The following is a 19473-nucleotide window of genomic DNA, read 5'->3' as shown; positions in this document are numbered from 1 at the left end:
GGAGACAACGGTGGCTGCCAACGCTCCGCGACACCACGCGGCGACAGTAGCTCGGCAGACATTGAAGGACGCATCGTTTGCGAATCGCGCTTTTTCCGGCGTCGACGCCGACGCGCGGAGGCGCTTCCAGCGCGAAGCCATCCCGCTGCTCGAGCCGCTCTATCGGCAAGCCCTGCGGATGACCCACAGTCACTGCGACGCAGAGGATCTACTGCAGGAAACAATGGCGAGCGCCTATGCGGCCTTCGGATCGTTACGGCCGGCTAGCAGTATCCGGGCGTGGCTGTACCGGATTCTGGCCAACGCCTACATCGATAGCTACCGGAAGAAGCAACGCCAACCCATGCGGTATCTGACCGACGACATTACCGACCAGCAGTTGGCCGCCGCCGCCCAGCACTCGACGACGGAATTGCCTTCGACCGAGGAACAAGCCCTTAAGGCGTTGCCAGACAACGACATTATGGCGGCGATGCTGGCCCTGCCCGAACAATTCCGCATCGTGGTTTACTATGCCGACATCGAGGGCCTATGCAGTAAGGAGATCGCCAAGATCACCGATATCCCGGATGGGACAGTCAGATCCAGACTCCATCGAGGACGACGACAACTGCGCGCCCTGCTGGCCGATCTTGCCACAGCGCGCGGCTACATCCGCACGATCGAGATCGCCGCGTACAACCGGCCGTCGACAAGCGGCGCACAATGCCTCCGAAAGGGAGCCTAACGGCTTTTGGTAGGCACCCGGCGTGCCCACGTCTGCTGAGCTGACGAATGGCCCGAACGGGCGGGACTTCGGTCCCTACCGCATGGATTCGGCGAAATGCTCTGATTCTGCTAGGGCATCCAACCATCCCAAACATGTCGTTACACCAGATGGAGGTACAGCGATGAGCTCTTCACCAGAGTCGCAGACCAGGACGCGCATGTTCGCCCGGGTGTTCGGCCCATTCTTCGTCATCGTCCCCGTCATCATTGTGGTGCGCGCCCCCGACATGCGAACACTACTATCGGACTTCGGGGCGAACCCGTTGTGGCCCTGGGTGACAGGCGCCTTTCTTCTCATGGGCGGTCTTATCGTCATCGCGCTTCACCAGTACTGGCGAAGCGCTGCCGCGGTCATCGTGTCCCTTCTCGGCTGGGTTCTCGCGCTGCGCGGGTTCTTTCTTCTCGCCTTTCCCAAAACCTTCATGTCGATGGCAAACTCGGCGATCGACGCGACTGCCGTGTGGGCTGCGGTCTACATCGGCCTTGCCCTGATCGGGCTATACCTGACCTACGTCGGCTGGGTCGCCGCACGCCGCGGACCCACATCACAAGCGACAAGCTCAAAACCGGATCTACCGCGGGCCGCGTGACCAGGTACCGCAACTCCACCGAGTGTGAATATTGCGACGGTTTCTCGGCGTGTCGCGTCGCCAGATTCACAGTCGGCGCGGGTAATCCCTTAACGAATTTGCCTCACTTCGGGTTAGCGGCGACCGTCGGTGGAGACGCGAGCCGGTACACGTCGACTAATCGGCTAAGATCGCTTGCGGTGACAATGCCGACTAGACGGCCCGCGTCGACGACAAGTGCACGGTTATCGGCCGGTGATCCCACACGTTCCAGCAGTGCGGTGAGTGGTTCGTGTGGTATCGCCGTGGGCACCCGAGATAGGGGTATGGCAGCCTCACGCACTAAGGTGCCAGCGCGCTGGCTCGGCGCGATACCGCGCAGTTGCGTCAGGGTGATCAGCCCAATGATCGACCCGTCGCGGTCGGCGATCGGATAGGCTGAATGGCGGTCGCCGAGCAAGTAACGCTGAATGAAATCCTCGACGGTGATGTCGGCGGGAGCCGTGTGGGGGTGGGCCGTCATAACGTCGGCGACCTGGACACCGGCGATGGCTTGTCGGGTCGTCACCTGCGCCTCCTCCTCGCGGGAAGCGGCGAAGATGAACCACCCAACAAACGCCAACCACACGCCACCGATCAGGACTCCCGCCAGAAACTCCACCAGCCCGAGTGCGATCAGAAGGAACGCGAGGATGCGCCCGGCGCGTGCCGCGCCCACCGCGGCGCGCACGCTGTCGCCGTGGCGGCGCCACAAGTAAGCCTTCAAAACCCGCCCACCGTCCAACGGCGCGCCCGGCAACAGATTGAACAGGCCTAGCAACAAATTGATGCCTGCGAGCCACCACGTGACGCCGACCGCGATGTGCGCGATCCGCAGCTCGCCGAGCCCGTAAGCCACGCCCCCAAAGATTGCCGCGAGCGCCAGGCTCGTCAGCGGACCCGACGCGGCGATCCGAAACGCTTCCTTAGGCGTCTTCGCTTCGCCCCCAAGGCGAGTGACGCCCCCGAACAGCCATAGCGTTACGTTGAATACCTTGATGCCGGCACGACGGGCGAGGATCGCATGCGTCAGTTCGTGCGCTAGCAGCGATCCAAGCAATATCAGGGCACCGCAGGCCCCGGCCAGCCAGTAGGCTTCTTTCGAGTAACCCGGCACCGTGGCGGGCAACGTGGTGGCCAGGCTCCAGGTGAACAACCAGAGGATGACCATCACGCTCCAGTCGACACTGACCGGTAATCCGGCGATCCGTCCCATCGGGATACCGCCCATGTCGAATAACCTCCAAAGGTGGTGTCTTCCTTTTGATGCCGGGTGCAACCAGCCGCAATGTCGCCGACAGTAGATCGTGGGCTATCTCATCGCAGGAGGCGTTGGTCCTGAATTCGCCGTGCTATTCGGTCATTTCGTGTCTGTCTTCGACGATGCGGATGCCGGTGATGACCTCGGGTTGAATGGCGATCACGGTGTCCATCGCCATATTGACCCACGGCTGTAGCAGCTGTTCGTAGCGGGCGATCTGCTCGGGGTTGGTGATCGTGGTCGCCAGCCCGGTGACCACCACGCTCCAGCCGGTCCGCCGCTGCGGGTCGAGTTCGTCAGCCTCATAGGCCACCACCACCCTGGAATCTGTGCTCGTTCGCACCGCAGTGGCCACGTTGGCGGTTAGCCGGGTGCGCACGATCACCCGACCGGCGTCGACGAGGTGGTTGACCGGACGGATCGCCGGTAGCGCACGTTGGGTGAACACGACCCGCCCGTGTCCGACACTGGCCAACAACCGCATCGCCTCGCCCTGCTCGAGCTCAACCACCTCACGAGCGACGTTGTCGTGTTCGCCGTCCGGGCTGATGATCACGACGCACCGTCCCTGTTCGTGTCGCTGCCCGGAGTGATCAACGCGAGATTGCCGTCATAGCGCGCATACAGCAGCTGCCCGCGACCGGTGACCGGGTCGGTGAAAAACAGGAATCTCAGGCCATGCTCACATAACCGGTCCACCGCGGCGTCCTCGGTGAGCGTCGGCGTCGGACGCGAATCCACAATCAGCGGCACCGGCGACACACACGCCGCTGGCGACTGCGCCCGTCCGGGCGGACACATACGGCGCTGACGTGCCAGCCGCAGCCCCGACGGCCCGGCCCGATACACCACCGCGTCCTCCCCCGTCTCGAGGTCGGTGAACAGGTGCACGTCATAATCCATCGCATCCATCACCGTCACCGCCCGCAGCGGTGTCACCCGCCGCAGCGCCTGGGATTTGCGACGGGTGACTAGCGCGTCTGCGGGCGCAGTCAATTTCCGGCGGGTCCGATCGGGCCAGGGCCGAGGCCGCCACGGCGCCAACCCCCGCACAATCTGACGATCCAGCCGCGTTAGCGCCGCGGGCAGATCTTTGATGCCTGCCGTGACCGCCTGCACGCGTGCCAGGGTGTCACGCACCCCCAGATTCACCTGCACCAGCATCGGCCCATCGGCGCAACTCGCGGTGGTCAGCCGCACCCGAGCACCCCCCGAGACCCCCCGATGCTCCAACACTCGACCCACGGCACGTGCCGCATAGTTGGCCGCTGAGCCCGAGACCCGGCCACTTGAGAACACGACGATGTCGGGGAATTCCTGGACCGTCGAGGACTCGACCGTAAACAAGTGACCCCCCTTCCTTCTCATGTTCTCAACACTCGGCTGCGGCTTGAGCCGAAGCTTTGCCGGGCGCGACACCCGCTGAATAGGGTCTAAAGTCCTCACATTCGATGTGTCGCACCGGCTCGGGCGAATGCATCCATGGCCGCGCCGCACTATCAAGCGACGTTGGACCCGGCAACTGGTCAACTCGGCTGGGCGCGATGCTTGTCGACATATCCGACCACGTCGGCGAGTGTCCGCAACGAGGCGTAGTCCCGCTCCGGAATATCGACCTGTAACCGCTTGTGTATCCCGAGCAGGAAGTTCAACCAGTCCATCGAATCGAGATCCACTTGGTCTCGCAGCAGCACATCATCGTCGATATCGTCGGCCTCGACTTCAGGGGCGATCGCCGTCAACACGGACAACACCTCAGCGCGAATGTCTTTCGTCGCCGTCATGGTACTTTCACTTCTCTAGGACGTCGGGCTGCTGGAGCAGCTCGTTGATCGCCGCAAGAAACATCGCCCCGCGGTGGCCATCGCTCGCGCGGTGGTCCGCCGCCAGCGTGCCCTGCACGGTGGTGACGACCCGAATCCCACGATCGATCACGCAAACCCGTTGCGCCGGTTTACCGAAACCGACGAGCGCCACCTGCGGTGGATAGATCACCCCGAAGACGGTGTCGACGCCTTGGTCGCCGAGGTTAGTGACCGTGATGGTCGGGTCCGACATTTCCGAACTCCGCAACGAGAAAGCACGCGCCCTGGCAACTAGGTCGGTGAGGTCGCTCATCAATTCGTCGAGCTTCTTGTCGGCGACGTCGTGGATGGCCGGCGCCACCAGGCCACCGCCGCGCAGTGAGATCGCCACACCAACGTGAACGGCCTCCGCGCGCTGAAATGCGTCGTCGCACCAGAACCCGTTGAACTCACCGAATCGCTGGGCGGCAAGAGCAACGGCCTTCAACTGCAGAACGGCTGGCAGTACCCGTTCAGTGATGGAGCGTTCAGCATTACGGGCGGTCAACCAGTTCAACGCGTTTTCCATCACGATTTCGTCGGCGAGGTAGTAATGCGGAATTTCCCGTTTCGAGCGGCTCATCGCGGCGGCGATGGAGCGTCGCATCTGGGCGGCGCGATCGGCGGTCGAGGGCTTCTGCGCTTTCGGTTTCGCTATCGACGCGGCAGCGTGTTCGACGTCACCGATGGTGACCGCACCCTGTGGTCCAGTGCCGCTGACGGTCTCGACGTCCACACCCAACGATGCCGCCAGGCGGCGCGCAGCCGGCGAGACCCAACGACGTCGAGGCGCCGCCGCCGCGGCGGCTGCTGGCTTGGCCGAGACCTTGCGCGGTCTCCTCGCCTTCTCACCGGGGGCTAGCAGTGTCGCCAATACCGTTCCCACTTGCACGGTTTCACCGACCGGGACGAGCAGTTCATGCACGGTGCCCTCGTGCCAGCATTCGATCTCCACGGCGGCTTTAGTGGTCTCAACCACGGCCACCACCTGACCACGTTTTACCTTGTCACCGGGTTTGATCAGCCACTCATCCAGGGTTCCCTCATCCATGTCCGAACCCAGCGCAGGCATTGTGAACTCGATCATCACCGATCACCGAAGAGGCTCTGGACGGCGGCGACGATCTTGTCCGGCTGCGGGAGGGCGGACTGTTCCAGGTGCTTTGCATACGGCATCGGGACCTCGGCGCTGCAGACCCGCGCGATCGGCGCGTCGAGGTCGAAGAACGCCTTCTCCACGATGCGTGCGCTGATTTCCGCCGCCAAACTGCCGCTGCGCCAGGCTTCGTCGACGATCACGGCGCGGTGAGTCTTGCGAACCGACTCCACTATCGTGTCATCATCCAGCGGTCGAAGAACCCGAAGATCAACGACTTCACAGTCAATTCCGGCGATCGACAGTTCATTGGCGGCGTCGAGTGCCTTGGGCAGGCAACCGCCGTAGGCGATCACGGTAACGTCAGATCCGCTGCGGCGGATTGCCGCGTGAGAAATGTCTGTGCATGCCAGGGCATCGACGTCGGCTGAGGTGTTGTAGAGCTGGACATGCTCGAAAATCACCACCGGATCGGGATCCGACAGCGCGGCGCCTAGCATGCCGTAGGCGTCGGCCACCGTCGCCGGCGCAACCACTTTGATGCCCGGGATATGGGCATACCAGGGCTCAAGGCTATGCGAATGCTGGGCGGCGAGTTGACGCCCAGCACCCGTCGCCATCCGCACCACGAGTGGAACCGAGAACTGACCGCCAGACATATGGCGAAGCGCTGCAGCGGTATTGACGATCTGATCGAGCGCCAGCAGGCTAAAGTTGACCGTCATGACTTCGACGACCGGTCGCAGGCCGCCCAGAGCGGCGCCGATTCCGATACCGACGAAACCTAACTCCGACAGCGGTGTGTCTCGCACCCGTTCGGGGCCGAATTCCTCGAGCAGCCCCTTAGAGGCCGCATAGGTTCCGCCGTACCGCCCGACGTCTTCACCCATCAACACGACTCGAGGGTCGTCGCGCAGGGCGTCGCGTAGCGCGTCGTGAACGGCGGTGCGGTAGCTGGTCTTCATCGCACCACCTGCCCAACGGGGGTCAACACGTCGCGTTCGAGATCCTCAACGTTCTCCCAGGTTCCGGCCTCCGCGAACGCCACAGCGGCCTCGATCTCCGCATTGGCGGCCTCTTCGATATCAGCAATATCGTCGTCCGTGAGCGAGTCGTCAGCACGACACTGCTTAATGTACGCGGGGATGGGGTCACGCTTGCGCCACCGCTGGACCTCGGCCTTATCCCGGTACAGTTCGGGATCGAACATCGAATGCGCACGGAATCGGTAGGTGCGGAACTCGACGAAGAACGGACCACCTGTGTTGCGGACATGCTCTGCGGCCTGGCGGGCAGCATCGTGACACGCCACGACATCCATCCCGTCGACCGCGATCGTCGGCACCCGGTATGCCGCCGCCTTGGCCGTCAGGTCGGTCTGCGACTGCGCCCGCGCCAACGCCGTGCCCATCGCGTAAAGGTTGTTCTCACAGAAGAACAGCACCGGCAACCGCCACAGCGCCGCCATGTTCAACGACTCGTGGAAAGCACCTTCGGCGACAGCGCCATCACCAAAGTAACACGCGGTCAAGCTGTTTCGGTGTAACGTCGAGTCAGCCAGCGCAAGACCGGCCGCCAGCGGCAGGCCGCCGGCCACGATCGCATTGCCGCCGTAAAAGCGGGTCGACGCGTCGAAGAGGTGCATCGACCCGCCACGGCCCCGTGAACAGCCCTCTTGCTTGCCGAACATCTCGGCCATGATCGAGGTCATCGGGGTGCCGCGCAGCAATGCATGTGCATGCTCCCGATACGTCGCCACCACCGCATCATCTGGGCCTAATACCTGCAGCGACCCGGCAGCGACAGCCTCTTCCCCGACGTAGAGGTGCAAGAACCCACGAATCTTGGCTTCCCCGTACAGCTCTGCGCACCTTTCTTCCATCCTGCGCACCCGCACCATGTCCGACAAAAACCGGCGGGCACGTTCAGCATCGGTCACGCTGGCACCTCCTGGACGGGCGAGCCCGACGGGGCTTCGACTGTGGACGTGTCCCCGGCGGGCAAGCCAAGTTCGCGTGCTTTCAGCAAGCGCCGCATGATCTTTCCACTCCGGGTATGCGGCAGCGACTCGACGAACTCGATCTCCTTCGGGGCGACCGCGGCTCCCAGTTTCTTGCGGGCGTGACCCAGCAACGTCAGCCGCATCTCGTCGTCACCGGTGAACCCATCCTTCAGCGTGACGAATCCCTTGATCATCTCACCCACTACCGGGTCCGGCTTGCCGATGACCGCGGCCTCGGCAACCGCTGGATGATCCGTCAGCGCGCTTTCGACTTCGAACGGACCGATCAAATGCCCGGCGGACTTGATGACATCGTCAGCCCTGCCGACGAACCAGAAATAACCGTCGGAGTCCTTTTTGACCAGATCACCAGTGAGATATAGCCCGTCGGTGAAGGACTTTCGGTATCGCTCAGGCGCATTAAGGTATCCCCGGAACATCGACGGCCAACCCGTCTTGAGTGCCAGCTCACCTTCGACCCCCGGTTCGTCGATCACCGAGACGCTGCCATCGTCGTTGTGGCGTACCACGTAGGCATCCACGCCGGGCAGCGGTCGGCCCATGGAGCCGGGCTTGATGTCGAACGCCGGCGTGTTCGCGATCATGATCCCACCGGTTTCGGTCTGCCACCAGTTGTCGTGAATCGGCAGGCCCAGAACGCGTTTGCCCCACCAGACGGCTTCGGCGTTGAGTGGTTCGCCCACGCTGGCGATGAAACGCAGTCGGGGAAAATGATACTGGGCCGCCAGTTCCGGGTCAGCCTTGATCAGCATCCGGATCGCGGTCGGCGCGGTGTACCACACCGTCACCCCTTGATCCTGCAGCATGGTGTACCAACGCTCGGCATCGAACTCGGCCTCGTCGACGATCGAGGTCACGCCGTGCAGCAATGGGGCGATCACGCCGTAGGAGGTCCCGGTGACCCAGCCCGGGTTCGGCGGTGCACCAGAAAACGTCGTCGGGGTGGAGATCGAGCGCATATAGACCCGTGATGTAATGCATCGCCACGGCGCCATGCACGTGGATCGCACCTTTCGGTGTGCCGGTGGTGCCGCTGGTGAAGTGCAGCAAGGCCGGGTCGTCAGCGGTAGTGCGCTCGATGGGGCAATTCTCGTCGGACGCCTTCATCCAATGCCAAAAGTTCAGCACACCATCGGTGGCGTCCTCACCGTCGACCAGCAGGATGTATCGAACAGAGGTCAGGTGGGTGCGGATTTTAGCGATCTTTCGTCGGTAAATCGCGGCGGTGGTCACCAATACGTCGGCCTGACCGATGCTAAGCCGCGTGATAAGAGGTTCGGGCCCGAAGGCCGAAAACAACGGGCAGACAACGCTACCGTTGCGCAGGCCGCCCATGATCGTGATGTACAGCTCGGGTATCCGACCCATGATTGTGAACACCCGGTCGCCCTTACCGATACCGAGTGAACGGAGAACGCTGGTGAATCGCCTCGACAGCCGAGCTAGTTCCGCATAGCTGAACTGCCTCGACGTGATCCCGCCATCCGGACCAGAATCGGTGATGGATCGCAACGCGGTACACATGCGCGTCGGCCCCTCGGCATGGCGGTCCACGGCGGCGTAGGCGATATTGCAACCGCCACCCATCCCCTCACACAACGCCGGCACATCAGACCAGTCGAAGGTCGAACAGGCCTGCTCATAGTTGCTGAGGTTCGGCGTGACAAAAAGATCGTCGGGGGTCTTGTGGATGATCTGCATGCTGGATTCCTCGCCTGTGTCGCATTCATGGTTTCCGTGCTGGACCGACCGCAATAGGGACAAAGGTCATCAAAGAACGCGGCGGTCGTCCCTGACCGGGACGTCGTACGGGGGAGCCGGCAGCAGCACAAAAAAGTTCTCCTCCTCCTGAATAAAGTGCAACGACAGCAAGGCATGCAGCCCATAGAGGCAGGCAAGCAAGTCGTCGACCTGTTCATCGCGAATGCCATCGGAGCCGTCAGCAACCTCCACATGCGCATGCAGCCGGCGCGCCAACCGATCTATCTCGGCGTGCATGCGGCTCATCGTCGCGGTGGCTTCTGGGCTACCCAGTGGACGCGCGAGCGCCGGGTAGAGCCTGCGGTCTTCGGCATGTTCATGGGGTAGCAGGGTTTGGCGCAGGAACGCGTCCGCCCGCCGCAGGCTTGCCAAGGCGGCGGCGCGGTCTCCGCTCGCCAGCTGTTGTCCGGCGCCGCGAAGCATCGACAGGTCGTCACGCATCCGGTCATGCTCGGCGGAAAACCTGCGGATCAAATCCTCGGTTTTGGCTCCAAGCGCGGGCGTCTCGGAATCGCCGTGCAAGGCCCGCAATGCGTTGAGGATCACCGCAACATCGATGCCCTCCTGCAGCAACGCGCCAATCGCGGGCGGCAGCAGCCCCATCGCGGCGAATCCCATCGCCGCCAGTGACATCCCCATTCCGGTTATCGCGCTTTGCAATGCGATGCGTCGTGCACGGCGCGCAATCGTCATTGCGTCCGCGACCCGGTCAAGGCGGTTGGTCGTCAAGACGATGTCGGCGGCCTCGGAGCTGGCGCTCGACCCATGGGCACCCATCGCAATTCCGACGCTTGCCGCGGCCAATGCGGGTGCGTCGTTAACTCCGTCGCCGACCATCGCGGTGACAGCTCTGCTCTTTTCGGCGCGCACGCCGGCCACCTTGTCGGTGGGGCTCTGTTGAGCGCGCACCTCGTCAAGTCCGAGCACCGCCCCGATTTGCTCAGCGGGTGCAGGCCGATCGCCGGTGAGCATGATCAGCCGGGTGATGCCCGCGGCGCGCAATCGGCGGATGGTGCGCGGCGCATCGGGGCGTACCGGGTCGATGAGCAATATCGCTCCAGCGAGTTCACCGTCGATGTTCACCCAAACCACAACGGCGCCGTCGAATCTCGCGCGCGAGAGGACCGCGACGGCCCACTGCGGCGGATCGGATGGCAGCGCGTGGTTGCCCACGGTGACCCGATGCCCGTCCACCGTGGCCGTGATCCCCTTTCCCGCGTCGTCGACGACATCGGTCGGAAGGGTCAACGACAGGCCATGCTTGGCCGCTTCATCGACGAGTGCCGTGGCGAGCACATGCGGCGAGAACTGGTCGGCGGAGGCCGCGATGCGCACGACTTCCGGTGGTGTCCAGCCCGGGCCGACGACCACGTCCGTCCCCCGAGGCCGGCCGGTTGTCAGCGTGCCGGTCTTGTCCAGCACGAGTGTGGTGGCTCGCCCCAGGATCTCCAGCGGCCCGCCGCCGCGGATCACTACGCCGAGCCGCGACGCGCGAGACAATCCCGAAACGATCGCTACCGGCGCCGCCAAGAGCAGCGGACACGGCGTGGCCACCACCAACACGGCTACCGCCCGCTCCGCCGATCCCGCGAACAACCACGCAAGTCCAGCCGCCGACAGGGTCAGCGGGACAAACCATGCGGCGATGCGATCGGCGAGCCGGACGACGGGCGCGGTTTCCGCTGCCGCTTCCTGCGCCAGCGCCACGATGCCCGCGTAGGTGCTGTCCCGCGCCGTCGCCGTCGCACAGATCTCTACGGCCGCACCGGCATTGATCGCGCCACTGCGCACCTCTTGCCCCGACCGCCGCTCTATCCGAGCGGATTCACCGGTGAGCACAGACTCGTCGAGAGTTGCGTATTCGGAAATGATCCGCGCGTCAACCGGCACCATCTCGCCAGGGCCGATCACAAGCACGTCGCCGACTACCACCTCGTCGAGCGACACGGTAACCACACCGGCGGGCCTTCGACGGCGTGCCCGGCGTGGGGCGCGGTCCAGCAGTGAGCGCAGATCTTTGGCAGCACGACCTTCAGCGGCGGTTTCGAGTGCCCGGCCGGTGGCCAGCATGACACCAATCAGGGCGCCAGCGAGGTACTCGCGGACCGCGAGTGCGCCCACCAGCGACAGCACCGCGACGATGTCGACACCCAGCCGGCCGCGTCTTAGCGCCGACACCACCCACCACACGGACGGCGCGATCGCAGCGACCGTGCCTGCGGCCCAACATATCTCCGCGACACCCCGGGCACCCACCAGCCAGCTGATGCTACCCGCGATCAGCGCACCGAGTGTTGCGGCCAACAGCATCCGAACAACCGACTCATGTACCAGGCCAGCTGCCGAGGTTTTCTGTACCGATAAGCCTGCCATACCGCGTTCGGGAACGGCGGTTAGGCCACGCATTTGCACATTCTGCGAAACCGCCAGGCTTAATCGGAAGTGGTCCGACGCACTAAATCCCTGGGCCAAATGGCCTCGGCTGTAGGGACCAACGGCCTTGGGACGCCGCGCCAATCCACGACGGACACCCCAAATCACATTCGGTCCGCGACGCGATGCGCGTGTTCAACTGGTATGCGTCGGTGACTAGACATACCGGACGTCACTCGGGACGCAGTACGCCACACCCGCGCTGGCCGAGCGACGCTTGTGGTCAGTGGCCGAACCTACGAAGTTATCGAACCCGCTGGCGCCGGGTAGCTGCCCTCGTCGGACGGGTGGGCAAGGGAACAATGGATCGTGCAGCGAGGACTAATTCCTCCTGATTCGGTGCGACGCAGTCGATAGCGTCTCAAGTGTTCTGATTCGTCGACTGCTGGGGTGCCCATGGTTGAGTCTCATCCGCCAAAGTCGGTAGTCGTCGGCATCGATGGGTCGCAGGCAGCTGTGCGTGCCGCTCTATGGGCCGCGAACAGAGTGGCTGGCACCGATATTCCGTTGCGGCTGCTTCACATCAGCGAAGCAAGCCGCGTCGCCGGCCCGCGCGAAGCCCAGCAGGCGCTGGCGACAGCGGAGAACGCATTGCACGACGCGTACGCCGCGATTGACGCCATGGGAAAGCCGGTGAAGGTCGAGATGCAGGTCCTCAACGGCCGCCCGGCACCCACGCTGATTGACGCTTCTGACTCGACGACATTGCTATGCGTCGGCGGCACCGGATCCGCCCACCCCTGCGACGGTGATTTCGGTTTCACCGCCGCCGAGTTGGTGCAGTCTGCGCGGTGCTCGGTCGCGGTGATCAGGGAGCGCCACATTGGCCCGGTGACCGACGTTCGTTGGATTGTGGCCGTAGTCGATGAGTCACCGGACAGCAGTGATGTCGTGCTGCAGGTGGCTTTCGAAGAGGCTCAGCGCCGCGGCGCTCCGCTAGTGGCGGTGTCGGCGTGGCAATCCGGGTTCGACGACCTTCAGAACGACCGCGCTATCGACGACCACGATCGGCGGGCACACGCCATTCTCGATCGCCAACTGGCGCTGTGGATGGCGCGCTATCCCAAGCTCGAGGCCCGCACCAGGGTCGTATACGGCACGTTTCTTAACTACCTCACCGAACAGGCGGCAAGCATTCAGATGGTCGTAATCGGCGCTGCACACGCCCGCGACATGCAGCAGCTTACCGGTCCTGCTGGAGCACTTGCTTTGCGCTGCAGCGATTTCTCCTTGTTTGTCGTCAGGTAATCGTCGGCGACGATGCGGCATGGTATGGCGCAGCATGGCACACATTCGAGGCGAGCTGGCGACGATTCCGCTGTCGCAGGCGTTGACCAACCTGGATAGCTCGGCACAGGGATTGACTGCGGCTCAGGCGGAAACGAGGTTGCGGCGCTACGAGCCCAATGAGATCGCTGAGCGGCACCGCAATCCGGTGTTGGTGTTCTTAGGGTATTTCTGGGCGCCGATCCCGTGGATGATCGAGGCTGCGCTGGTGCTCTCGCTGGCTGCGCGGCACTGGACCGATGCGCTAATCATCGCTGTGTTGTTGGCGATGAACAGTCTGGTGGACTTCGCCGAGGAGCACCAGGCCGCTAACGCGATCACCGCGCTGAAGCAACGCCTGGCCGCTTCGGCACGCGTGCTGCGCGACGGCGCATGGGCCACGGTGGCGGCGCGGGGAACTGGTGCCCGGCGATGTGGTGCGGGTCAGGATCGGCGACGTGATACCCGCCGATCTGCACCACGACCTGATCCGCACCATGATCTACCTCAAGCTGTCCGTCGCGGGCCACCTGACCATCTTCGTCAATGACCACGTGAAACTCGCCGCCTACCACTGGCTTGACCGGCGGCGCAGAAGATCACCACAACAACATCACCATGGGTGCCGGAATGTGAATACATCTCAGCCGCGGGAGTGACCAATGAAACTCGATCGCCGACAAAGCAAGACCGTTCCCTACCGTGCCTCCAGCCGCTACCGGCCGCCGCCGATGCTGCATCGGCTATTGAGCAGCGCTGTCGGCGTGCTGGCCGCTTGGGGATACAGCCCCGCCAATACCGTCGCTTTAGAGGTGCCCGGGCGACGCTCGGGCCGAGTGCGCCGCACCGCTGTGGTCTTCGTGCGGCATGAGGGTCGTCGCTACCTGGTCTCCCTGGGCGGCGAATCGCAGTGGGTCCGCAACGTCCGAGCCGCCGCTGGACGGGTGAGCTTGCGCCACGGTGACCGTACGTCCGCGCGACTGGTCGAGGTGCCACCAGCCGATCGGCCTCCGGTGCTATTGGCCTACGCCAGCCACCGAGCGCTTTCCCGGTCTCCCGCCTACATCGCCCGCAACTACTTCGGAGTACGCCCCGCGCCAAGCGTTGCCGATTTCACCGCCATTGCTGAGCGCTACCCAGTTTTCGTTGTCGAGCCGGACTGACACATTCAACCCTGCCCCTGAGCGATGTCCGGCGCGAAATTCTAGAACGGCGAACTCCGAAGACCACCTAACGTCGGCGTCAGCGTGATCCAGAACGGCTCGTCCTCATGGCGGACTTTCAGCCGTCCGCTCGAGAAGGAGATCCCGACATGTCACTCCGGCAAGCACCGCTGGGAATTGTGGTCGGTGTCGACGGTTCACAGTCCTCGACGCTGGCAGTCGAATGGGCCGCGCGGGACGCGCAGATGCGCAGATGCGCAGATGCGCAGATGCGCAACGTTCCGCTCAGGTTGGTGCACGTGGTGGCGCCGGTGTTTGCCGGGGAATCAGAAATCCCCCTGCCTGCCGACTACGCACAGTGACGGGAAGACGAGGCGCGACGGATCATCGAGGAAGCCCAAAAGATCGCGGTAGAGGCCACCTCGCTGAGTCGCGCGTTGCAGGTGACGAGCGAAGTGCTGTACGCGCCGATAGTGCCCACTCTGGTTGGCCTCTCCGAAGAGTCCGCCATGATGGTGGTCGGCTGCACCGCTCCGTCAAAGGAATTGTCGGCCTGTATATTTGGATAGTGGCATCGGTAACTGACTCGTGGCTACTCGTCCTTAGCGCGCAATCGAGTCGTATTGTCGACTCCTAGAGATGTACTGCTGTAACGGGTTTGTGAGTGGTTGCTTCGATATCGGTGACCGTCTGCTCAAGCAGCTGGTGCGCCAAATCAGACAATGCCCTGGCTATCGCCAGCTCGTCGCCGATTGCGGCGACGGGTTCGTCGGCTGGATCGAGTCGCGCCAAACCGACACCGACCAACTCGTTGCCCTGCCATGACAGTTGCACCTTCGCGCGCGTGCTCTTTTCGTGCTCATCGACCAGTATGTCAAGGTGCCAGGCTTTGACACCGCGATCTTCCGTCATCCTCGTCTCCTTATCTGTTTGGTGTGCTGGATTGACAGCGCTGCTGTCTATTGTCGTTCGTCTGTCGCTCGACCCGGCGCTTGATGCCAAGCAACATCCCCTTGGTCATCAGGGCGTTCAAGGGTCTGGCAAGCTCCATCGCAAAAATTTCGCCGGGGTGCCGCAAGCCAACCCGTACCCGTGTGAGCAGTCGGCTTTGGTCGTCCCAATGGGGCTGAAGGTGGAATGACCACATTGCCTGCGGCAGATTCGGTGGCGTGGCCCGAAGCACGATGCTTTTTTCGGGGATAATCGCATCGACGCTCAACGTCACTCCATCGCGCCGTCCCATCCGCGGCGCCAAGCGGACGACATCCCCCACTGTGAGTTGCTGCCATTCGGGGTGAACTCGATCAGCGTTGTGAAAGCCCAGGCCAATCAGGTTCTGCAAAGCCTGATAACTGTAGAAGCCGCCCCGGTCCTGACCCATCTGCACTAGCCATGGCCAGACGGCGGATGGCGGGGCATCGATCCACACCGCCTCGGTCGTCTGGACGACAGGATCGCCGACCAACTCGTCCCCCGGCAACCGCATTTGGCACTCCTCCTTGGTGGCGCCCCAATTGCGGTAGTAGCGTCGCGCGGCGTAGAGCGCAACCATGAGAGCTGCGATCTGGGCGATTCGCTTGGCGGCAGATGCCATGACGCCAGTCTGAGTGACTGAGCGGTGCTGCCGCCAGGGCCATTAGTCCCCGGCGGCCCGCCGATTCCCCCACAACGCAACAACCGTCGACCCCAAACAATTTCCAGCACCGAAATCGGGACAGGTGCACACTGCGCGACGAAGCCGCGCGCACGGGTTTCGAGGACCTTCGGCCTTATGCACGGTGACCTCATACCGTTTCGCGGCGTCGCGCGGCATCGCGACAATTAACGCACGAAGGATCCGACCCAAACATTGTGAGTCATTAATTCGTGCAAGGCATTCCGGCTATGGCGTCGACAACGAACACTGTAGCTTGCAGAGGGTCGGATGCGCCGGCCAACCACAAATGAGGAGTCGATATGGCTAACAATCGTTACCTCGAAGTCATCAAGCGCCTACTCGGTGCGGAGTCGTACTTCCGTTGGCGCCAGGAAGCAAAGGAGCATGAACCGACACGACCGGCCCCTGAGCAGAAACCACAATAACGACCGAGACCTGCCGACGTCAGTGGACTCGAACCGGAACGCTCCCCCTCCGACAGCGATTTCGGGAAGCCCTCCCGGCACAGCGTCGGCGCTGCGACGTCCGCCAAACGTCCCGCCCGTGAGATCATGCCGGCTATGACCACGCCGGCTCTCACACAAGGTTTAGTGGTAACTCCCCGGGCGCGAGTACGACGAATTACCTACTGGTGGGGGACCTTTGTCCCTATCAGCAGTCGGCGGTGAGTTGGTCGGATCGAACCGTACGAAGCACCGATTGGATGAGGAACATCATGAGCAAACTGCCTATGAGGCATGCCGACAGCCGATACCCACCTGATCCGGCTTAAAGACGAAATCGAAGATGGTCATTACATGATTCGCGCCGAACTGCCCGGAATCGATCCCGTCAAGGACATCGACGTCACCCTGACCGATGGTCAGCTGACGATCAAGGCCGAGCTACGGCTCGTTTCTCCGCTCGGTGACGCTGCCCGCCGGCGCCGATAAAGATGGCATCACAGCCAGCTACGACAAGGGCATTCTGACCGTCTCGGTAGCGGTGCCCGAGGCCCCACCAGCCGAAAAACACATCACGGTGCAGGCAGCAGGCTAGCCGCTGCGGCGGCCGCGGACAGGAGCGAATTCGGCGGCAATCAGAACCACGGAGAATGGTTATGACCCACCTGCAGGAATCCTTACCAATCGTGGTGGGCATCGACGGCTCGGGCGCGGCTGTCGCCGCCGCCCGATGGGCCGTAGATGAGGCGATCATCCGCGACGTGCCACTGCAGCTGGTCCACGCCACCGATGTCGACACGGATGCGGGAGGGCCGGGTGAGGATTTCACGCTGTATATCAGGAGGGCCGAACCGCTGTTGCGTGCGGCCGATGAGGCCGTCACGGCAACCGGCAAGACGGTCAAAGTCGAAACCGCCGTTGTTGGCGCGGGACCGCGGGTGGGGTTACTCACCAAATCTCGGCACGCGGCCATGGTATGCGTAGGGTCGGGTGGTGTAGGTCGCGCCGGCAGGGCGCTGGAGGGCTCGACAGCTGCCGCGCTGGCCAACGCAGCATTTTGTCCGGTCGCCATCATCCGTGCCGATATGACCACAGCGAACCGAGTCGGTTGGATTGTTGTCAGCGTTGGTGATTCACCCGAGTGCGATGTCGTCGTCGAGCACGCATTCTCCGAAGCCGCACTCCGCGGCGCCCCACTGTTGGCGCTCGAAATTCGGCCTTGCCTACACCGCGACGGCAAGTTCGACCAGCTCCTGCAACCCTGGCGACACCGCTACCCCGATGTGCGGGTCCAGTCAGCGGCCGCTCCCGAAGGTCTGGGCGAATTCGTCTCCACCAGTAAGGAACCTATCCAGTTGGCTGTCATCGGCGGTGCCGACGCGAGCGGGCTGCTTCGGTTTGTCGATCAGCACGCGCAGCCATCGATCTTTGACCACTGCTCCGTGCTAGTGGTGCGTATCTAATGCCCTGAGTCGCCCAGCGTATCTGCGGGGCTAACGAATGCCCGAAACGGCAGGACTTTGGTCCCTATCGCTGGGGTGCGGTCAAAGGTTCTGATAACCGTATGGGATTCAAATGCGACAGCAGTGTCGCCCTCCCGTCCCATCACATCGACATTCAGTAGCTGGAGGTTCCGTAATGAGCTCTACACCACAGTCGCAGGCCAGGACATACATGTTCGCGCGTGTGCTCGGCCCCTACCTCGTGATTGTCACCGCCACAGCCATGGCGCGCACCTCCCAAATGCGAACGCTCCTTGCAGACTTCGGTACGACCTCCGTGTGGCCGTGGGTGACTGGCGCGTTCGTTCTGCTGAGCGGCCTGGTTGTCGTTGCACTGCACCAGTATTGGCGAGGCGCGGCAGCGGTCATCGTGTCCGTACTGGGCTGGTTGACCACGCTGAAGGGGCTATTTCTTCTGGCCATTCCCCGGACCTACATCTCGGCCGCCAACTCCGCGCTTGACGTGAGCGTCTGGTGGTGGACTAGTTTCGCCGTCGCGGCACTGGCTGGACTCTATCTGACCTATGTCGGCTGGGTCACTACGCCGAGCCGGCCGACGTCACAAACCGCAACCTCCACCCCGGATTTGCCGCGTGCCGCGTGATCAGGCATGAGATTGCAGTCCGACCACCGGAGGCTGACCCACATGTGCACAGCCGAAAACGGCGACGTGACGACACAGCATTACTGCGGGCCAACCTCGGAACCGAAGGGAGCGGCATGGTGGCTATCGGCGGTAATGCACCGTTGTTGACTGACTCTGACGTTGAGTCGCTCGCGTGGCAATTCCTTAACTCGGACTATGTGAGTGACGTGTACGGCAGGTGGTCACTCGACCGACGCCTCAGCACTTTCCTCCGGCGCAGCGGCCTTATCCGCGTCGCCGATGACGGCGACCTCTTCAACGTCATCCTCGACCGGGTGATGACCGGAATCAGTAGCGTTGCCGGCAGGGCGACCACGTCGCATGCCAGCCTCCGGCCGATTCGCTGAAGCGACCCTCGCCGGTCATCCGCGGAATCCGCACAAGCCATCGGCTTAGGGGCCGATGCATGGCGCCGGCCAGACGAACGACCCCCGTCGGCGCTTTGGAACGAGGTTTGCTCGTTAGTCCATGGAACTTCCTTCGCACCAGCAACTTCCGCTTAAGTTTCGGCAATGCTCAGTCACCGGATGCGCCCTTGCAGGCGAGCGGAGTGACAAAGGACCCGGTCGCGTTGGAGGACTTCGGCAGGCCGGGAAGGCGACCGATGCCCTCCGATATCCGTGCCGTTGGCCCCTACTGGGCGGGTCAGCGACAGTGGTCGGATTTGAGCAGTAAAGCTCAACAAGGAGGCCACGATGAATCCAGCAGCGTACATAGCGCGGGTAGCTGAGAGATCCGTGGGTCTGGGGACTGCCGTCGCGTGCAGCACATCGTCGGATTCGTATTCGCCGAACAGTTCATTCATCAAGGTAACCAACCGCTTTGGCGGCCGATGGGAGCATCACAGGACACCGCCGGGCGCAGAGACAATCACGATCTACCAGCTGACGGATCACCTACATGACGGGCGTACGGCGTGCGTATCCGGTGATGAAATCGCCGCCACGGTGTCTACATGGTTGGCGGAGTTAGGCGCGCATAGCCCGCTGGCTGACGATCTTG

At 63.1% G+C, this 19473-nt stretch carries 18 protein-coding genes and 3 pseudogenes; 9 read left to right on the top strand and 12 right to left on the bottom strand.

Translation table 11 applies throughout. The annotated features are described in order from the left end of the window. Positions 1-10: 10 nt before the first annotated feature. Positions 11-727, top strand: coding sequence for a sigma-70 family RNA polymerase sigma factor (locus B586_RS05545; protein WP_418001121.1), 717 nt, complete (start codon positions 11-13; stop codon positions 725-727). A gap of 163 nt (positions 728-890) precedes the next feature. Next, entirely contained in the window at positions 891-1358 is a 468-nt protein-coding gene (locus tag B586_RS05540; protein WP_047313235.1) for a hypothetical protein, read from the top strand. A 103-nt stretch (positions 1359-1461) separates the two neighbouring features. Here the strand turns inward: B586_RS05540 and B586_RS05535 are convergent, their stop codons facing one another. The 9 genes and pseudogenes from B586_RS05535 to B586_RS05495 form a co-directional block, all read right to left on the bottom strand. Next, positions 1462-2607, bottom strand: a complete 1146-nt coding sequence (locus B586_RS05535) for a site-2 protease family protein (RefSeq protein ID WP_054880480.1) — start codon at positions 2605-2607, stop codon at positions 1462-1464. Between the two features lie 121 nt (positions 2608-2728). Further along, positions 2729-3193 (bottom strand): pyridoxamine 5'-phosphate oxidase family protein, encoded by a 465-nt coding sequence (locus tag B586_RS05530; protein ID WP_462498374.1) that lies wholly within the window; start codon positions 3191-3193, stop codon positions 2729-2731. Then, positions 3190-4005: a sigma 54 modulation/S30EA ribosomal C-terminal domain-containing protein gene (locus tag B586_RS05525; RefSeq protein WP_054880481.1), complete on the bottom strand. Its 816-nt coding sequence runs from the start codon at positions 4003-4005 to the stop codon at positions 3190-3192. The genes B586_RS05530 and B586_RS05525 overlap by 4 nt, the downstream gene beginning before the upstream one ends. A 158-nt stretch (positions 4006-4163) precedes the next feature. Further along, positions 4164-4421, bottom strand: a complete 258-nt coding sequence (locus tag B586_RS05520) for an acyl carrier protein (RefSeq protein ID WP_054880482.1) — start codon at positions 4419-4421, stop codon at positions 4164-4166. Between the two features lie 7 nt (positions 4422-4428). Next, positions 4429-5568 (bottom strand): dihydrolipoamide acetyltransferase family protein, encoded by a 1140-nt coding sequence (locus B586_RS05515; protein WP_054880483.1) that lies wholly within the window; start codon positions 5566-5568, stop codon positions 4429-4431. Beyond that, positions 5568-6542 (bottom strand): alpha-ketoacid dehydrogenase subunit beta, encoded by a 975-nt coding sequence (locus tag B586_RS05510; protein WP_047313240.1) that lies wholly within the window; start codon positions 6540-6542, stop codon positions 5568-5570. The genes B586_RS05515 and B586_RS05510 overlap by 1 nt, the downstream gene beginning before the upstream one ends. Beyond that, positions 6539-7516 carry a pyruvate dehydrogenase (acetyl-transferring) E1 component subunit alpha gene (gene pdhA, locus B586_RS05505; protein WP_054880484.1) on the bottom strand — a complete coding sequence of 326 codons (978 nt, stop codon included), beginning with the start codon at positions 7514-7516 and terminating at the stop codon, positions 6539-6541. The genes B586_RS05510 and pdhA overlap by 4 nt, the downstream gene beginning before the upstream one ends. Then, a pseudogene (gene acsA, locus B586_RS05500) lies at positions 7513-9301 on the bottom strand (acetate--CoA ligase). Before acsA ends, pdhA begins: the two are co-directional and overlap by 4 nt. A gap of 69 nt (positions 9302-9370) precedes the next feature. Continuing rightward, a complete protein-coding gene (locus tag B586_RS05495) occupies positions 9371-11671 on the bottom strand; it encodes a heavy metal translocating P-type ATPase (protein ID WP_054881056.1) in 2301 nt (766 codons plus the stop codon). A 519-nt stretch (positions 11672-12190) separates the two neighbouring features. Between B586_RS05495 and B586_RS05490 the strand changes: the two genes are divergently transcribed. From B586_RS05490 to B586_RS21870, 4 genes and pseudogenes are all read left to right on the top strand, one after another. Next, positions 12191-13042, top strand: a complete 852-nt coding sequence (locus B586_RS05490) for a universal stress protein (RefSeq protein WP_054880485.1) — start codon at positions 12191-12193, stop codon at positions 13040-13042. A 34-nt stretch (positions 13043-13076) separates the two neighbouring features. Beyond that, positions 13077-13536 (top strand): annotated as a pseudogene (locus tag B586_RS05485) (cation-transporting P-type ATPase); the annotation flags it as partial. A gap of 186 nt (positions 13537-13722) precedes the next feature. Then, a complete protein-coding gene (locus B586_RS05480; RefSeq protein WP_054880487.1) occupies positions 13723-14223 on the top strand; it encodes a nitroreductase/quinone reductase family protein in 501 nt (166 codons plus the stop codon). A gap of 149 nt (positions 14224-14372) precedes the next feature. Further along, positions 14373-14585, top strand: a complete 213-nt coding sequence (locus B586_RS21870) for a universal stress protein (RefSeq protein WP_236971354.1) — start codon at positions 14373-14375, stop codon at positions 14583-14585. A gap of 271 nt (positions 14586-14856) precedes the next feature. Here the strand turns inward: B586_RS21870 and B586_RS05470 are convergent, their stop codons facing one another. Then, positions 14857-15135: a DUF1876 domain-containing protein gene (locus tag B586_RS05470; protein WP_054880489.1), complete on the bottom strand. Its 279-nt coding sequence runs from the start codon at positions 15133-15135 to the stop codon at positions 14857-14859. Positions 15136-15145: 10 nt separating this feature from the next. Further along, a complete protein-coding gene (locus B586_RS05465) occupies positions 15146-15817 on the bottom strand; it encodes a hypothetical protein (RefSeq protein WP_054880490.1) in 672 nt (223 codons plus the stop codon). A gap of 803 nt (positions 15818-16620) precedes the next feature. Between B586_RS05465 and B586_RS05460 the strand changes: the two are divergent. The 3 genes and pseudogenes from B586_RS05460 to B586_RS05450 form a co-directional block, all read left to right on the top strand. Continuing rightward, a pseudogene (locus B586_RS05460) lies at positions 16621-16918 on the top strand (Hsp20/alpha crystallin family protein); the annotation flags it as partial. A gap of 61 nt (positions 16919-16979) precedes the next feature. After that, positions 16980-17786 carry a universal stress protein gene (locus B586_RS05455; RefSeq protein WP_047313246.1) on the top strand — a complete coding sequence of 269 codons (807 nt, stop codon included), beginning with the start codon at positions 16980-16982 and terminating at the stop codon, positions 17784-17786. Positions 17787-17961: 175 nt separating this feature from the next. Beyond that, positions 17962-18429 (top strand): membrane protein, encoded by a 468-nt coding sequence (locus B586_RS05450; protein WP_047313247.1) that lies wholly within the window; start codon positions 17962-17964, stop codon positions 18427-18429. 224 nt (positions 18430-18653) lie between these two features. Here the strand turns inward: B586_RS05450 and B586_RS22685 are convergent, their stop codons facing one another. After that, positions 18654-18794 (bottom strand): hypothetical protein, encoded by a 141-nt coding sequence (locus B586_RS22685; RefSeq protein ID WP_156166216.1) that lies wholly within the window; start codon positions 18792-18794, stop codon positions 18654-18656. Between the last annotated feature and the right edge of the window lie 679 nt (positions 18795-19473).

Origin of the sequence: Mycobacterium haemophilum DSM 44634, from assembly GCF_000340435.2 — a bacterium.
GTDB classification, from domain to species: Bacteria; Actinomycetota; Actinomycetes; order Mycobacteriales; family Mycobacteriaceae; genus Mycobacterium; species Mycobacterium haemophilum.
This window is presented reverse-complemented; position numbering and strand designations above follow the sequence as displayed.

What these genes read in the sequence shown, in the direction of transcription:
- B586_RS05515 (WP_054880483.1), bottom strand. Translation starts at nt 5,568, where the DNA reads ATGATCGAGTTCACAATGCCTGCGCTGGGTTCGGACATGGATGAGGGA.
- B586_RS05480 (WP_054880487.1), top strand. Translation starts at nt 13,723, where the DNA reads ATGAAACTCGATCGCCGACAAAGCAAGACCGTTCCCTACCGTGCCTCC.
- B586_RS05465 (WP_054880490.1), bottom strand. Translation starts at nt 15,817, where the DNA reads ATGGCATCTGCCGCCAAGCGAATCGCCCAGATCGCAGCTCTCATGGTT.
- B586_RS21870 (WP_236971354.1), top strand. Translation starts at nt 14,373, where the DNA reads ATGTCACTCCGGCAAGCACCGCTGGGAATTGTGGTCGGTGTCGACGGT.
- B586_RS05520 (WP_054880482.1), bottom strand. Translation starts at nt 4,421, where the DNA reads ATGACGGCGACGAAAGACATTCGCGCTGAGGTGTTGTCCGTGTTGACG.
- B586_RS05535 (WP_054880480.1), bottom strand. Translation starts at nt 2,607, where the DNA reads ATGGGCGGTATCCCGATGGGACGGATCGCCGGATTACCGGTCAGTGTC.
- B586_RS05510 (WP_047313240.1), bottom strand. Translation starts at nt 6,542, where the DNA reads ATGAAGACCAGCTACCGCACCGCCGTTCACGACGCGCTACGCGACGCC.
- B586_RS22685 (WP_156166216.1), bottom strand. Translation starts at nt 18,794, where the DNA reads ATGCGACGTGGTCGCCCTGCCGGCAACGCTACTGATTCCGGTCATCAC.
- B586_RS05525 (WP_054880481.1), bottom strand. Translation starts at nt 4,005, where the DNA reads ATGAGAAGGAAGGGGGGTCACTTGTTTACGGTCGAGTCCTCGACGGTC.
- B586_RS05450 (WP_047313247.1), top strand. Translation starts at nt 17,962, where the DNA reads ATGAGCTCTACACCACAGTCGCAGGCCAGGACATACATGTTCGCGCGT.
- B586_RS05540 (WP_047313235.1), top strand. Translation starts at nt 891, where the DNA reads ATGAGCTCTTCACCAGAGTCGCAGACCAGGACGCGCATGTTCGCCCGG.
- B586_RS05455 (WP_047313246.1), top strand. Translation starts at nt 16,980, where the DNA reads ATGACCCACCTGCAGGAATCCTTACCAATCGTGGTGGGCATCGACGGC.
- B586_RS05490 (WP_054880485.1), top strand. Translation starts at nt 12,191, where the DNA reads ATGGTTGAGTCTCATCCGCCAAAGTCGGTAGTCGTCGGCATCGATGGG.
- B586_RS05470 (WP_054880489.1), bottom strand. Translation starts at nt 15,135, where the DNA reads ATGACGGAAGATCGCGGTGTCAAAGCCTGGCACCTTGACATACTGGTC.
- B586_RS05495 (WP_054881056.1), bottom strand. Translation starts at nt 11,671, where the DNA reads ATGCTGTTGGCCGCAACACTCGGTGCGCTGATCGCGGGTAGCATCAGC.